Annotated in this window: 13 protein-coding genes; 9 read left to right on the top strand and 4 right to left on the bottom strand. The window is 52.7% G+C overall.

What is annotated here, in order from left to right; all coding sequences use genetic code 11:
* The first annotated feature begins 78 nt into the window (after window positions 1-78).
* The 6 genes from EPA93_RS08605 (at window position 79) to EPA93_RS08580 (ending at window position 6,808) form a co-directional block, all read left to right on the top strand.
* Entirely contained in the window at window positions 79-315 is a 237-nt protein-coding gene (locus tag EPA93_RS08605; protein ID WP_129886658.1) for a hypothetical protein, read from the top strand.
* A 55-nt stretch (window positions 316-370) separates the two neighbouring features.
* Window positions 371-613 carry a hypothetical protein gene (locus EPA93_RS08600; protein WP_129886657.1) on the top strand — a complete coding sequence of 81 codons (243 nt, stop codon included), beginning with the start codon at window positions 371-373 and terminating at the stop codon, window positions 611-613.
* A 167-nt stretch (window positions 614-780) separates the two neighbouring features.
* Window positions 781-1,332: a hypothetical protein gene (locus tag EPA93_RS08595; protein WP_129886656.1), complete on the top strand. Its 552-nt coding sequence runs from the start codon at window positions 781-783 to the stop codon at window positions 1,330-1,332.
* A 921-nt stretch (window positions 1,333-2,253) separates the two neighbouring features.
* Entirely contained in the window at window positions 2,254-2,799 is a 546-nt protein-coding gene (locus EPA93_RS08590; RefSeq protein ID WP_129886655.1) for a hypothetical protein, read from the top strand.
* A 24-nt stretch (window positions 2,800-2,823) separates the two neighbouring features.
* On the top strand, window positions 2,824-5,868 hold the full coding sequence (locus EPA93_RS08585) for a peptidase domain-containing ABC transporter (protein WP_207229482.1): 3,045 nt from the start codon (window positions 2,824-2,826) through the stop codon (window positions 5,866-5,868).
* A 124-nt stretch (window positions 5,869-5,992) separates the two neighbouring features.
* Window positions 5,993-6,808, top strand: a complete 816-nt coding sequence (locus tag EPA93_RS08580) for an MBL fold metallo-hydrolase (protein WP_129886654.1) — start codon at window positions 5,993-5,995, stop codon at window positions 6,806-6,808.
* A 236-nt stretch (window positions 6,809-7,044) separates the two neighbouring features.
* Here EPA93_RS08580 and EPA93_RS08575 read toward each other — a convergent pair whose 3' ends face one another.
* The 3 genes from EPA93_RS08575 to EPA93_RS08565 form a co-directional block, all read right to left on the bottom strand.
* A complete protein-coding gene (locus EPA93_RS08575) occupies window positions 7,045-8,364 on the bottom strand; it encodes an NAD(P)/FAD-dependent oxidoreductase (protein ID WP_242527357.1) in 1,320 nt (439 codons plus the stop codon).
* A 41-nt stretch (window positions 8,365-8,405) separates the two neighbouring features.
* Window positions 8,406-9,176 carry a glucose 1-dehydrogenase gene (locus EPA93_RS08570; protein ID WP_129886652.1) on the bottom strand — a complete coding sequence of 257 codons (771 nt, stop codon included), beginning with the start codon at window positions 9,174-9,176 and terminating at the stop codon, window positions 8,406-8,408.
* 184 nt (window positions 9,177-9,360) lie between these two features.
* Window positions 9,361-10,380: an NAD-dependent epimerase/dehydratase family protein gene (locus EPA93_RS08565; RefSeq protein WP_129886651.1), complete on the bottom strand. Its 1,020-nt coding sequence runs from the start codon at window positions 10,378-10,380 to the stop codon at window positions 9,361-9,363.
* 260 nt (window positions 10,381-10,640) lie between these two features.
* Between EPA93_RS08565 and EPA93_RS08560 the strand changes: the two genes are divergently transcribed.
* The 3 genes from EPA93_RS08560 to EPA93_RS08550 all read left to right on the top strand — a co-directional run bounded on the left by EPA93_RS08560 (window position 10,641) and on the right by EPA93_RS08550 (window position 14,023).
* Window positions 10,641-11,261: a TetR/AcrR family transcriptional regulator gene (locus EPA93_RS08560; protein WP_129886650.1), complete on the top strand. Its 621-nt coding sequence runs from the start codon at window positions 10,641-10,643 to the stop codon at window positions 11,259-11,261.
* Window positions 11,262-11,396: 135 nt separating this feature from the next.
* Window positions 11,397-12,572, top strand: a complete 1,176-nt coding sequence (locus tag EPA93_RS08555; protein WP_129886649.1) for an alpha/beta hydrolase family protein — start codon at window positions 11,397-11,399, stop codon at window positions 12,570-12,572.
* 227 nt (window positions 12,573-12,799) lie between these two features.
* Window positions 12,800-14,023 (top strand): TolB-like translocation protein, encoded by a 1,224-nt coding sequence (locus EPA93_RS08550; RefSeq protein ID WP_129886648.1) that lies wholly within the window; start codon window positions 12,800-12,802, stop codon window positions 14,021-14,023.
* 136 nt (window positions 14,024-14,159) lie between these two features.
* Here EPA93_RS08550 and EPA93_RS08545 read toward each other — a convergent pair whose 3' ends face one another.
* A complete protein-coding gene (locus EPA93_RS08545; protein ID WP_129886647.1) occupies window positions 14,160-14,837 on the bottom strand; it encodes a TMEM175 family protein in 678 nt (225 codons plus the stop codon).
* Window positions 14,838-15,103 lie beyond the last annotated feature (266 nt).

Here is a 15,103-nt window from a genome sequence, read left to right as displayed (position 1 = left end):
GGGTTCTATCGATGCTTCTCTGGTAATGAATTTTTCCCTGTTAATAAAAACATCCATTTTCAGAAAGGAACTAGAAACATGTTCGAACTCAACGAGCAGGAACTCGAAGCAGTATCCGGTGGCGCAAAATCCAGCCACAAGCACAAGGTCTCTGGTAGCGGCAAAGCCAACTTCGGCGGCAAGGGCGTAGCTTACACCAACGCCACTTCCGGTGCAGACGGCAGCGCTGGAGTCGAGGCTCTGGCAGTCGGTACAAAGAACGGCAGCGCCAGCAGCTCCCTGACCCTTTCCGATGACACCAGCAGCGAGTCATAGTTAGCCTTATTCAGAACACTCTCAATTTTCAGATTTCAGAAAGGAACTAAAAGACATGTTCGAACTCAACGATCAGGAACTCGAAATGGTTGCCGGTGGCAAGGGCAAAAAGGCCAGCCACAGCCACAAGGTCACAGGTAGCGGCAAAGCCAACTTCGGCGGCAAGGGCGTAGCTTACACCAACGCCACTTCCGGTGCAGACGGCAGCGCTGGAGTCGAGGCTCTGGCAGTCGGTACAAAGAATGGCAGCGCCAGCAGCTCGCTGGACCTCTCCGATGACACCAGCAGCGAAGGTTAATACTTTTTACTTCTGCCACTTTGCAGCAATGTGAAGTAGCAAAAAAGGTTAGTAGCTTGCCCTCAAGGCATCTGCTAACCTTTCGTTTTAAGTCCGGTTGTTACGATATCCATCGTAACGCAAACTTATAAGTTAACGGACCATTAAAAATAGCACGGAGGCAAGCTATGATGTGGTCGAACATTCGTCGTTTTGTTTATATTGGTCTGGCATTAGGCTTTGCAGTTCTGTTCGCAGCCTGCAGCAACAATGCCACGACTGGTAACAATGGATCAGTTGTTTCACAAAACAGCAGCTCCAATGGTAAAACAGTTGCTCAGACATCGGGGCAGGCAGGCTCACTCAAACTTGCGTTAGCCTGTAGTAGTCCCGATTCTAAGGATGGAGTCAACATTACAGACTCACATGCCAGCGCTTGTGTCTATACTTCACCTGGTGCAAAGCTGGACATCAAGGTAAATCTTTGCGGGGATCAGCTTGATACAAGCAGCGCCCTTAAGGGAGAAGTCGTAGCCGGCTCGAACGGCTTCTACAAGTGGGACTGGACCCCTCAGGCCAGCTGCAAAGTGACGTCCTCTGCCTGGAATGTAACTGTGACAGCTCATCTCAATGGAGACCAGGCTCGCGCTACACAAGGGTCTTCGTCTTCCTCGATGAAAGTTACTTCTGACAATGGCGGCTCTGCGTCTTCGTCGATCTCTTCGTCCTCGGATAACTAATCAAGGGCGTTGTGATTTTCGTTTCTTGTAGCTTTACGATTTTTTAGCGATCTTTGCAAGGCTCTAGAAGTGTGAGAAAGAGGTATTGTGCCAGAACATTTGCTCTGCTCGAAGCGCAATATCCAGCTACTTGATCTCACCCGTGTGGCCTTGCTGTATTTGCAGATGAATTCTGCCAGTTTATCAGATGATAAGCACTTTCAGGCCTTGCACTTATTTTAGCAAGAGCCTGCTATCTTAGCCATTTCCAGTTACTCGCGTCATGACTATCCGTTGTATATACTGAAGCATATTGACACAATAAAAAATAATTTGGGGCAAGGGTATGAGATTGGGCCGCGATCCGAGAGCTAAAATAGCATAAGCAAGAGGTGGGCAGCCAGCCACCTGCGGTTCCACAATCGTTATAGCAACTATCAATAGTTCTGTCTTCCAGTACTTCGCCGCCAAGCTTGTATAGATATTTTCCTCGCTAAACTCGTCGAGAGGCTGACAACAGTACTAGTACAGCCGAAAACTGATACCAGAAATAGCATAAACCTGAACGTTAATGTAGTAGAATAACAATTCGGGTATATTCGCTTTATCGGGTAGGCAGAATGTTATTCCCCAGCTCAAACTCAAGACTTTTTGCTTGCCCGCCTGTAAAACTTTGTGAATAGGTAGGACGATGGATTATAGGCATAGCATAGTCGTGTCATCTAGTTACTTATATATAGGCCACGCGTTAAGACGAATAGCACCTGTTCATATATGCACATGTTTACACACAATGCGATCCACAAGAAAACCAAAAGTTGGACGTCGAAAAGGGCTCTGTTAGAGAACAGTACCTGGCATTTACTAAGGAATAGCACAGCAAGTCCTTTCCTTTTACGATAGTGACGAAGAGTTAATCAGGATCGAGCTAGGAAGGAATCAATGGCGACTACAGCTCCTAAGCGCAATATCTTTCGTAGTAGAGCGTTACAGATTTATGTTCAAAATCAGGAAAAGACAATACTTCCGCGTATCGTTGCTCCGCCTGTTTTCCTATTCTTTTGGATACTACTAGTCATTCTGACCATTGCAGGATTAGTGGCCTGGCTGGGGCAAGTGCCGCTATATGCTACCGGGGCCGGTCTGATCCCAAGTAGTAGCAGCCAGACAGCCGATGTAGCCACGGCTATTATCTTGCTGCCGAATAAACAGGTACAGGATGCACACATCCAGCCAGGCATGAAGGTTGATGTGCAGGTGGGAACGGAAGGGCTACCGATCCATAGTAATGTGGAATCCGTTAGCCCGATTATACTCAGTCCCGTCGATGTGCATCAGCGCTACGGGGTAGATGTCACCGATCCTTCGCAAGTCATTTCGGTAAAGCTGCCTGGCATTACACAGAAGCAGTTTGCGGGCACTCTCGTTCGTGCACAGTTTCTGGTCGGATCGCAGCGACTACTTTCTCTATTCCCTATTTTTTCATAATCTGTTGAAAGACGCATAAGCAAGATGGATATAGACAATTTTCCCACAGGCTCCATACCAAAAGTAGCATCACAAAAGAAACGACAGAATAATAATTCGGGTCCACAGCCGGGACAGCCACGTGCTCAACGCTCAGGTCCTCAACAGCCTGTGCCACCTGCTCAGCGTCCCGGACCACAGCAGCCTATGCCACCTGCTCAGCGTTCAGGCCCTCAACAGCCTGTGCGGCCTGGACCACAGCAGCCTATACCACCTGCTCAGCGACCCGGACCACAGCAACCTGTGCGGCCTGGACCACAGCAGCCTGTACCACCCGTTCAGCGCTCGGGTCCCCAGCAACCTGTGCGGCCCGGACCACAGCAGCCTATGCCACCTGCTCAGCGTTCAGGCCCTCAACAGCCTGTGCGGCCTGGACCACAGCAGCCTATGCCACCTAGAGGGCCCATGCCCCCTGTTCAGCGGACAGGCCCTCATCCACCGCAGCAGCCTGGACAGCAGCCACCGCCCGTGCAGAGAACGGGGCCGCATCCACCTGCCCAAACGCCTGCTCCGCAGTCGGGACCGCCAAGGCAAACTGATGGAATCGGCCCCAGGCTGATTCAGCTGCCAGTAACGCCCTTACCCTCCTCGCAATCTACGCTAGGAGAGCGTCAACGTACTTCGCTGCTGAAGCAAACGCTGCAAACGCGGGATTTCCAACCGAATAGCACGCTTATCTCGCCCGAGCTGGCCAAGCTCATTGAGCACCGCGAGAATGTAGCCAAGTACGAAACCAGCCAGATGCAGGCTATCATCGTCAAAGCGCCAGAGCAGATGAAGCAGCCTACTGGCCCTGCTCCCGCCGCCGCCGCCTCTAAAACGGCTGAGCCGGAGCAGGAGAAGCAGGCAACGCGCAAATTTCGTTTGTTCCCGCAGAAACGTGTGCCGGTCATCAATCAGATCAGTATCGTTGAATGCGGAGCCGCCTGCCTGGCTATGCTATTAAGCTATTATGGGCGCAAGACGTCGGTCTCGGAGGTACGCGAGACGTGCGGGGTTGGCCGCGACGGCCTTACAGCTCTGAGCATCGTCAAATCCGCGCGTAAGTATGGGATGCGGGTAAGAGCTGTCTCCTTACAAGAGAATGACTTCCGCTTTGTGACTCTACCGGCTATCGTCCACTGGGAGTTCAACCACTTTATAGTTGTGGAAAGATGGTCCCCCAAATACGTTGATGTGGTCGATCCAGGAGCCGGCCGCCGGCGCATGACGGCTAAAGAGTTTGATGAGGGCTTCACCGGGGTCGTTATCATGATGGAGCCCGGCGTGCAATTCTCGCGCGCCAATAAGGTGTCACAGTTGACGCTGGGGTCCTATGCTAAAAACTATATCAAGCAGGCTCCATTTGCAGTTTTACAGGTGATTGGCGCTTCCCTGCTCTTGCAGGTACTCGGGCTCACCTTCCCGCTTCTCTCAAGTGTGGCTATTGACCATCTTATTCCGGCGAAGATGCTCAATGCCTTGCAACTCTTCGGCATCGGTATGGTGATGCTTATTGTGGCCCAATTAATTACCAAATTACTACGCGCACTTATATTGCTCTACCTGCAGGCGCGCGTAGATATAAGCTTGATGTTCAGTTTCCTTGAACATATGCTGAGCCTGCCGCAGCGCTTCTTTTTACAGCGCTCCACAGGTGATATTCTGGCCAGGGTCACCAGCAACACGGTCATTCGCGATACCATTAGTAATCAGCTGTTCTCGACTTTACTGGATGGCAGCTTTGTCATTCTGTACTTTTTCATCCTGGTAACTCAGGCGCCGAATTTTGCCATTGTGGTAATTGTAATCGGAGCCCTACAAGCCATTCTATTGCTCGCTACAACGAAAACACTAAGAGAGTTAAACGCTCGTGAGCTAGCGGCAGACGGCAAATCGCAGGGCTATATTACTGAGGTTCTGTCCGGCATTAAGACGCTTAAAGCTGCCGGCGCGGAGCACCGTGCGTTGGAGCGCTGGTCAAATCTCTTTTTTGACCAGATGAATGCTTCGGTGCGGCTGTCGTATATCGGCTCACTTGTCGATACAGCAATGTCGGCTCTCGGTACGGCGGCGCCTCTGCTCTTGCTCTGGTTGGGTACGCTGCAAGTCATTCAGGGACATATGGAGGTCGGTACTATGCTGGCCCTGCAGTCCATCGGTACCTCGGTTTTGGGACCGCTTACCTCGCTCATTCTGAGTGCGAGGCAGATTCAGCTTGTACAGTCGCACATGGAGCGCTTAGCTGACGTGCTGGAAGCTGAACCAGAACAAGACGTGCAGGGAGCCTCTGAGCCTCCCAAGCTGAGTGGGCATATCAGGCTGCAGAACGTCTCTTTCGCGTATGATCCACAGTCCCCGGCTGTGCTCCACGATATCTCGCTGGAAATCAAGCCACGCCAGAAAGTGGCGATTGTTGGCCGTACCGGCTCCGGTAAGAGTACGCTTGGTAGTTTGCTGCTTGGTCTGTATACACCAACCTCGGGCGACATTTTCTACGATGGTATGCCTTTGCGCAAGCTCAACTTGCAGGCGGTTCGCTCGCAGTTTGGTGTAGTGACGCAGGAGGCCGATGTCTTTAGCGGCTCAATTCGTGAAAATATCACGCTCAATGATCCTAGCATGAGTATGGAGCAGGTAATCTGGGCCTGCCAGATGGCGGCTATCCACGATGATATCATGAAGATGCCTATGGAGTATGAGACAATGGTCTCTGAAGGCGGTAGCGCGCTTTCCGGCGGCCAGCGCCAGCGCCTGACTATTGCCCGCGCGGTCGCCAATACTCCGGTTATTATGCTCCTTGACGAGGCTACCAGCAGCCTTGACGTGGTAACTGAAAAGGCTGTTGAGACTAGCATCAATAGTATGGCCTGCACACAGATTGTGATTGCCCACCGCCTAAGTACGATTCGCAATGCAGATATGATTCTCGTTCTGCATGAAGGCCAGATCGTTGAGCGTGGCAACCATAATCAGTTGCTTAAGGCCAATGGTTATTACGCCAAGCTGATTCAGAGCCAGCTGGCCAGTGGTGAGGTGGTCGCAAAGTAGCCAGGATGTGGATGAGTAAAGCAAAAAGAAGCTGGGCGACCTCGTAGGGGGTCGCCCTTTCTGTTAGTGATAAGGCCCTTCCCGCAAAATATGATATGCTATCAATTAAAAGGAAGGATCATCAATGGTCAGCGCGGCAACCTACAGTTCTATCCTGCTCGGCAACATTCGCATAAGCTATCTGCCCGATGGATATATTCTCTTCAATCCAATGGCCTTATTTCCGACCACCAGCGCAGCGGACTGGCAGCCTTATCAGCACCTGCTCGACAGCAATGGTCAGCTTGTTGGCAGTCTCGGCGCCTATCTGCTCCAGACGCCAGGAAAGGCAATATTAGTTGACAATGGATTCGGCCCCCGATCCTATGAGGGCGACCGCTTTAAGGCTTATGGGGGCGAACTCCTCTCAAATCTTGAGCGTGCTGGACTCAAACCTGCCGATATCGATATAGTTTTTTTCACCCATATGCACTCGGATCATGTGGGCTGGAGTGGGCACAAGGCCAATGGCAAACAGGTCCTGACCTTCCCAAATGCTCGCCACCTCGTACGCAATGCCGAGTGGCTCCGCTTCGACAATCCAGAGGAGAAGAAGGCAAGGGCTAGCGTAGCCGATGAGCTCAACCTGCTAGGGCAGCATATCGAGTTTCTTGAGGAAGGGGAGTATATCACGCCTGAAGTGAGAATTCTCGCCACTCCAGGACATACTCCCGGTCATGCTTCGCTCCTGGTAACAGCAGGCGACGAACGGGCCATCATTCTTGGCGATATTTTCCATAGTATTCTACAGATTGAGCATCCTGAATGGACCAACGCCTTCGACCGTGATCCTGAACAGGCAAAGACCGTACGCAGACGAATGCTTCAGGAACTCGCAAAGCCCTCAATAACAGGGGGCGCTACTCACGTGGCCGATTCGGTCTTCATTTCGCTCAGCTGACTTCTACGGGGATGCATTTCCGCACTTTCAATACTTGATAAGCAAGTCTTTACTCGGCTCGCTCCTCCTTACCCCAGAACAAGGAGGGGAAATGTCGAAGAGATGGGGAAGAGGGATGATGGCATCTTGCCATTCTCCCTCTCGACAAGCTAACCATAAATGGCCCAATTTTCTACGCCCCCTGCCTGATCCAGGCGCACAAGCCAGGGCTGCGGCCTGAGATGCTGACAAAAAGCTTATTTTCTTGGGTTATGTATAGCATCTGAGGGCAGGATTATCTGGGCTCCTCTCTGATAGGTAATATAGGTCCAGGCATACTGCAACATCACGATGATACGATTGCGAAAGCCGATAAGAAACATAATATGTACGAGGAGCCAGAGCAGCCAGGCAAACATACCGTCAAAGTGGAACGGGCCTACATCGACGATGCCATAGGAATGCCCAACGGTTGCCATGGTACCTTTATCAAAGTAGTGGAATGGTTTCTGTATTTTTTTGCCCTCTATGGCATCAGCGATTACGGAGGCGGCATATTCTCCCTCCTGCATGGCAACGGGAGCCAGGCCAGGTAGCGGCTTGCCATTCTGCTCAAGGCTGGCGGTATCCCCGATCACAAAGACGTTGGCACAGCCCGGGACTGTCAGATCTGGTAGGACCTTGACGCGGCTATGATTGTCAGCTTCTGCCTGCAGCCACTTACTGGCTGGCGAGGCTTTGACGCCGGCCGTCCAGATGACGTTTTTAGCGGGAAAGTGCTCATCACCAATCATTACGCCACTTTCGGTGACGTCCTTTACATGCGTGCCTGTTCTGACCTCTACGCCCATCCGCTGTAGCTCCTTCGTCGCGCGATGCACAAGCGAGGGCGGAAAGCCAGGCAAGATGTGCTTTGGTCCCTGAACGAGCACAATGCGCGCCATGCCTGGATCGATACAGCGGAAGTCACCTTCAAGGGCGTGGTGCGCTAACTCGGCGATATTGCCTGCCAGCTCAACTCCGGTCGGCCCTCCACCAACCAGGACAAAGGTGAGCAGGGCGCATTTCTGCGTGGGATCAGCTTCCCGCTCGGCTTCCTCGAAGGCCGAAAAGACCATGCGCCTGATCGTGAGGGCATCATCGGCTGATTTCATACCTGGTGCCAGGTGTTCCCACTGCGGGTGCCCAAAATAGTTATTACTTGAGCCCGTGGCCAAAATCAGGTAGTCATAATGCAGGGTCTGTTTGTCCATATAGACGAGCTGCTCACGCGTATCAATCCCAGTCACTTCGGCCATAAGAACCTCGGTGTTCCGCTGCTTGCGCAGCACAGCGCGCAGCGGTGCGGTAATATCGGAAGGTGCCAGGCCTCCCGTGGCTACCTGGTAGAGCATAGGCTGAAACAGGTGAAAGTTGTTGTAATCAATGAGCGTGACCCGCACCGGAACCCTTCTCAGGGCTTTAGCTGCCTGCAATCCGCCAAAGCCTCCGCCAACGATGACTACATGTGGAGGGGTTGTAGTCTTATCTCGACCTTTCTGAGGTACCTGCACAGCCTGATCTTGTGCTATTTTCACATGCATTGTTGCTTCCCCGCCTTTCTCCGCTTCCCGGTCCTTTATAATCCACCGGTATTGCGCATCAGTCCTCCATCAATAAAGAAGGTTGCACCAGTTACATAGGCAGAGGCACCCGAGGCCAGGTAGAGAGCCAGGTCGGCCACCTCTTCAGGCCGAGCCATACGCCGTAACGGGATCTCGCCTAACAGGGCTTCCATCTTTTCGGGGTCAGCCTTGACGTCGGCATCAATAGGAGTATCAACGGCGCCTGGCCCTATATTATTGACGGTAATGTTATAGGGAGCCAGCTCAAGGCAGATCGTGCGCATAAGCATACGTACGCCACCTTTGGCACAACAATAGGGAGCGTTCTGTGGCATGGGCAGGTCTTCATGCACTGAGGATATGTTGATAATCCGACCCTGGATTTTTCGTTTGACCATTTCGCGCGCGGCGGCCTGAGCGCCAAAGAAGGCACCTTTGAGATCTACCCCTAGCACGCGATCAAAGTGCTCTTCTGTGACATCTAGAAACGGACCGTGTATCTCCATGCCGGCATTGTTGACCATGATGTCAAGGCGCCCCAATTGCTGGACCGCCTGTTGGACGAGATTCGTTACTTGTTGATACTGCGATACATCGGCCTGGATGACGATGGCATGCCCATGATTTTGCTCGATTTGCTGGCGCACTTCTTCGGCGCGGTCCTTTGCATGCGCATAATTCACAACGACTGCGGCGCCCTCACTAGCGAAACGGAGCGCAATGGCACGCCCAATACCACTATCAGAGCCCGTTACCAGGGCGACTTTCTGCTCAAGCTGTCCCATTCGTTTACTCCTTATAAATCGCCTGCAGCTTACAAGCTTCTGCAGTTATTCTTATGGCAGCAGAGATATGCTGTAAATCAGAAAAGCAGCGGTAAGTAGGCGATTTAAAAACTATTCTTACATACACACGCACGCATTGGGCAGAAAATTCGTAACAGGCTCTGCTTAGTCTCGGATACTTTTCTCAAGCTTCCCGAAGCAATGCATCCTCAGCTGCATAGTCAAGCTGACTGGCAGCTGGGGGATTGTTCAGTTCCCAGGCAATGGTTTGCTTGATGGCCTCGTCAAGGCCCACAGGCTCGCGATAGCCCAACTCCTGACGAATGCGCGCGGTATCGAGCGAAAGATGCTGTTTGGCGTTCGCGTCAAACTTGAGGGACGCGGGAAGCTGCTCTTCCTGGCGCGTTACAATGTTTCCGTGCCAATCCATGGCTTCAGCCAGCTTGCGCACCCATTCGACTGTGGTAAAGGGAGGCTCTTCGGCAACGTTGTAAATGCGGCCTGCAGCGCGCGCATCTGTCGTAGCCAGGACGATAGCGGCTGCGACGTTATCGATATAGCCGCGCGGCGAGAGCCAGTTTGCATACTCCTGGCCAAGAACTATAGCGGGCCGACGATCCTGCATACGCTTGACGAGGCTATAGTTGCGGTGCTGCCTGTCGCCAGGGCCATAGATCATGGGCAGGCGCAAGATGGTTCCTGACAGCTCAGAATCGCCCATAAAGGCTCGCTCAACCGGGATCTTATCATAATCGTCCATCCAACGCTGTGGATCGTCGGCGCTGCGCGGTGGCTCCGCCCGATGGGGATAGAGCTTCTGACGCAAGGGAGCGTCCTCAGACAATGGAGTTGGTTCAATAGGTCCCGGCTCAGTGCCAATCAGCCTGCCATAGGCACGATAGACGTCGGCGCTACCAATCCCTACGACGCGCTGGGCAATACCACGTACGCTCTCAACGACTATGCTGGCTTCCCGTTCAACGAGGGGGAAGATATCGAGCACGACTTCGGGGGCAAAGCCTTTGAGCTCAGCTTTAAGCTCGGGCAAACGTGCCCGTTCGGCAAGCAGGCTTTCAACACCTGGCTCAAGCTGCGCCTGCTTCTTACCGCGATGCATGACCATGAGCTGATGGCCCTGTTGGACAAGTTGGCGCACGACGGGAGTGCCAACAGAACCCGTGCCGCCAATGACAAGGATACGCATATTTTTTACTCCTTTCAGATTACAATTATCAGCATACCCACCCACGCTCAGGCCACGCAAGGTATAATATATGCTTTGAGCATAGGTCCGTAGGCGAGCTATGCCCTGAGCATAACCAGGACATTCACCGCGCTTGCCTTCAAAGATCAAGCGATGACTGCATCATAGTCCCACCAAAGGCTTGACATTCTCTCCTGGCGATAGTATTATCTCTCCGTAAGTTAATTAGTACTAACTAGATAGTAGGTAGAAAGCTGACCATGACAGAAAGCAGGGAGAAGCGCACGCGCATGCGGGGAGAAGAGCGGCGGGCCAGCATCCTGGCTCAGGCCAAGAAGGTTTTTGCCGAGCAGGGCTATGCGGAGGCAAGTACGAGTATGTTAGCGCGCGCCAGTGATGTTACTGAGCCAATGCTTTATAAGCACTTTGGCAGCAAAAAGGGACTTTTTCTGGCCGTACTTGATAACTTTATCGAGGGTTTTATACGGCGCTTTCTGGGCAGCCTGGAGCAGCAGGCCGAACGAGATTTACTTGAGGTCCTTTCTATGCTTCTGTTAGACTATCGCGCGGCGGCGATGGCCGATCCTGATGGATTGCGCGCCTTTGTGCAGGCTTCAGTTGGGTTAGGCGATGAGCAGTTCAATGAGTTCACCCGCGAGCACTATGTGGATCTCTATCAACGCATCTATCACCTGTTAGAACAGGCCCAGGGACAAAGAGTGCTCCCGGCAAAACTTAATCTCACCGCCGCAGCCTGGGGCTACATCAGTCTGCTGGCAACTATTGCCAATCGCCCCAGGCTCAATCTTACCGATCAGTTCGATGAAGAAGTGATTAGCGAGATCAGTCGGCTCTGGCTACAAGGCCTGCGCCTGGGCTAAGCCAGATCTTGCGAAACCTGCGCAAAAATTTTCGGGTCGCCACAGGTTTAAAACGAAGTTCTGTAGTTAGCAAAATTTTTTTAACTCAATAAGTTAGCTAGCCCTAACTTATTTAAAGGCAAGGAGAAATTTACAATGAAGCTTGTTTTCAAGAATGAAACTTTCTCGTTTGAGTTCTTACGTGTGCTTGGGAGCAGCATTTATGGTGGTGCTGATATTAGCGAGTGCTTTACAACAGCGGCGCGCATCAAGGATAAGGATTTCGAGAGCTGGTATCAAGAGTGGAGCGCGACTGCCGCACGCATAGAGCGCCTGGCCGATGATTGCCTTGAGCGCGGCCATGGCGTGAGTGCGCGCGAGGCCTATCTGCGTGCCTGTAACTATTACCGCAGTGCCGAGTTCTTCCTGCATATCGAGCCCGACGATCCCCGCGCCGCTGAGACTTACGCTAAAAGCCTGCGCTGTTTCCGCCAGGCCCTGCCGTTGCTACCTTTTCCGGGAGAGGAGGTCCGCATTCCCTATGAAGGAACGACGCTACCCGGTTACTTCTTCAGGGCCGATGCCTCGCACGAGCCGCGTCCTACGCTCATTTGGCATACTGGCTATGATGGCACCGCCGAAGAGATCTATATAGCTCACGCGCAGCCCTTTTTGCAGCGCGGCTATAATTGCCTCATCTTCGAAGGACCCGGCCAAGGCCAGGCTATTCGCTTGCAAGGTCTGCCTTTCCGTCCCGATTGGGAGAAAGTAGTCACCCCTGTTGTCGATTATGCCTTGAGCCGCAGCGAGGTTGATCCACGGCGCCTTGCCCTGTTTGGCTTGAGCCTGGGAGGTTACCTGGCGCCGCGCGCCGCAGCATATGAACATCGCCTGGCCGCCTGTATCGCCGTCGATGGCCTCTTCTCTTTTTCGCCAGCAGCGGCCGAGCAGTTAGAGGGTCAAACTGAGCAGCAGGCAACAGAGCGCTTTGAGCAGCTCGCCCAGGAGCCTGGCATGCGCTGGGCAATCGGCCAGGCAGTCTTTACCATGCAAGTGACGTCGCCTGGAGACTTCAGGCAAAAGATGGCAGCATATACAATGGCCGGAAGAGCTGATAAAATTACCTGCCCCACGCTGGTCTGTGAGGCGGAAAAAGATCACTTCTTCCCCGGTCAGCCGCGCAAGCTCTACGACGCCTTAACCTGTCCCAAGACATTCATGCGCTTCACTGCTGCAGAAGGGGGTGAGGAGCATGGCCATGCTGGCGCTCTTGCCCTTGCCAATCAGCGCATTGCCGATTGGCTAGACGAAACCCTCTCTCACAACGCCTGAAATAAGTTTTGCCCGTTCTACAAGCTGGCTTCCCTCTCCTTGCAGGACGGGCCATTTTGCTCTGAGCAGGCCCCCATAGTCTATTTGGATGCGTAAGTATACTGAAAAGTAGAAGGGGAGACGCATCATAAGCTTCCTTTTCACGCTCCGCTTGAGCATGCTGCGCTTCTGCAGAGGGCAATACATCGGGATCTGGTTGCCAGAGGTTGTAAAGGAAGGAAGGCACAATGGTAAGACAGAGGGGAAAGGGGATTATCTATTTGCTAGGCCTGCTGATTCTTAGCCTACAAAGCTGCTCGCTTTTAGGCGGCGACTCGCAGGGCAATTTTCAGACCAGCTATGTCAGCTCAGCCGGTACTCCCGTGGCCATTAACCAGACGGCGCGCAATACGTTTCAAGGCCACATCTATTTTACGTTACATCGCGATCTTGCAGTAATTGACGGTAAGCTTAACGTGACAAGGCTTACCCAGGGCCTCGACGTTCGCGATCCCTCGATCTCACCCGATGGGCGCTGGATCGCTTTTCAGGCGCGTTACAAAAACTATTCTGATCTGATGCTTATGCCGACACAAGGAGGTAAGCCGCGCGTTTTACGCACAGGTGCAGGCATCTATGAATCCAACCCGGGCTTTGCTCCTCACGCTACGTATCTCTGGTACGCGCAGCCGGCCTGGGCTCCCGACAATAAACACTTGCTCTTTTTGAGCGATTACGATAAGCAACATGTCACTGATCCGAATGTCGATGCATTTCTTATCGATCCCCAGATCTTTTCTATCCAGCTTGACCATCCTGACGGCACGCCTCAGGAGATCGCTTATGCTACTTATGGAGATGGTGGCTTGCGCGATCCCGTCTATCGGCCAGGCCACTCCGATCAGATTGCCTATACCAATTTCACCTACGATAGCTCGCGGATAAAACAATCCATCCAGATCTATCTTGAAGATCCAAACGCGATTGCTCATCATCCTGACAAGTATCGACCTGGCGATATTTCCGATGAATTTGATCCCGCAGTGGCCCTGACGCCCAGACTGCCAGATCTTGCGAATATGCAGCCGGCTTTCTCGCCTGATGGCAATGCCATCGCTTATATCCGCCGGCTCGACGCCAACCATATGGGCCTTTTTGTGATGCCCGTTCCGCCTGGCGCCTCGACGCTCACGCAAGTCCCCAATAACGCTCAAGACGATCAACGCGCCCTTGAGGGTTATAGCAAATCTATACAACTTGTCACCGGAGAATATATCAGCAACCCCATCTGGTCGCCCGATGGGAAATACATTGCCTATACGGGCTATGCCAACAATACTTTTGATATCTGGCTGGCTCCGCTCAAGCGCAATGCCCAGAGGAACATCTATAGCCTGCAAGGTCAGCCCGTACAATTAACTAATGCGAACGGCCAGCTGGATGCTGATTCGCGTCCCTTCTGGTCTAGTTGAACGCGTAGCAGGCACGCGAAGCCAAGCTCCAGGCAGGAGCCGGCTATGTTTGCCGGTGGAGCATCGGGCGATGGTCTCTTAGCTCTGCTCGCTTCAGGAATGCAGGCATGCTCGTGGAGTCTGAATAATGCCAGCTTTAGAGCAGGCGCTCCAGCCAGCGAATGCGCGGCACAAGCGCATAGTTGAGCTGCACGCAGATAATCACAGCTACGCTCAGATAGGTATTAATTACGCAGAGCAAGACGGCGATTGCATAGACTATCTGAGCGGAGATAATGCGCCGCTCGTGGGCAGAACGCATCTCTAAGGCTATCTCATCCTTGACCAGACCCGCACGCTTGGCATAACGAATGCTCAGATAGAGCAGGGTTCCCAGCAAAACAATGTTGAGCCAGTAGACAACCAGAGCCAAACGAATCGTTATGTTTCCTGATAATAGTCCTGTTGAGAAGGGCATGAGGACAACGGCGATTAAAAAGCCTAGATGAATCCAGGTAAGGTTACGATCACTGCTGGCGAAATGGTTGAGCTGGGTCTGCTGACCAACCCAGAAAATACCGAGGGTGAGAAAACTCATAAGATAGGTGAGCAGGCGCGGCCCAAGCTGAATGAGGGCTCTCCACAGGGCTAGTTCCGGCTGTAGCGCGCCGCTGGCCCAGAGAGGCTGCTGAATAATACCGCTCATTGCCTGAGCTATTTCAGGAACATGGATATCAAGGATGAGTAGGGTCATTGCTACAGCGAAGATACCATCGCTCAGGGCGGCAAGGCGTTCTAGATTCTGGCCGGCAATACGATTATAATGCATTCTCATTGGCTGTCTCCCGATTTATGTAGTTTCTTGCGATATAGCCATCAGGCGAGCTGCCTCTGGCGCCTCCTTCATTCTTGCGCAAAATAGGCGATCACGATAACACTATGCGCGAGCTCCCCAGAGATAGTAAGCAGGACATTATCCTCATTTGCACGAATTTGAGCGTGCATAAGCGCTTTTACGCTCTTGCTGTCAGAGCAAAGCAAGAGCTAGCCCGGATGCCCGCCACGAAGCGCAGGTTAGGGGAAACGCTGAAATATTCGAGG

Source organism: Ktedonosporobacter rubrisoli (genome assembly GCF_004208415.1).
Taxonomy (GTDB): domain Bacteria; phylum Chloroflexota; class Ktedonobacteria; order Ktedonobacterales; family Ktedonobacteraceae; genus Ktedonosporobacter; species Ktedonosporobacter rubrisoli.
Note: the sequence above shows the minus strand (reverse complement) of the source record. Positions and strands in the feature narration are given on the sequence as shown.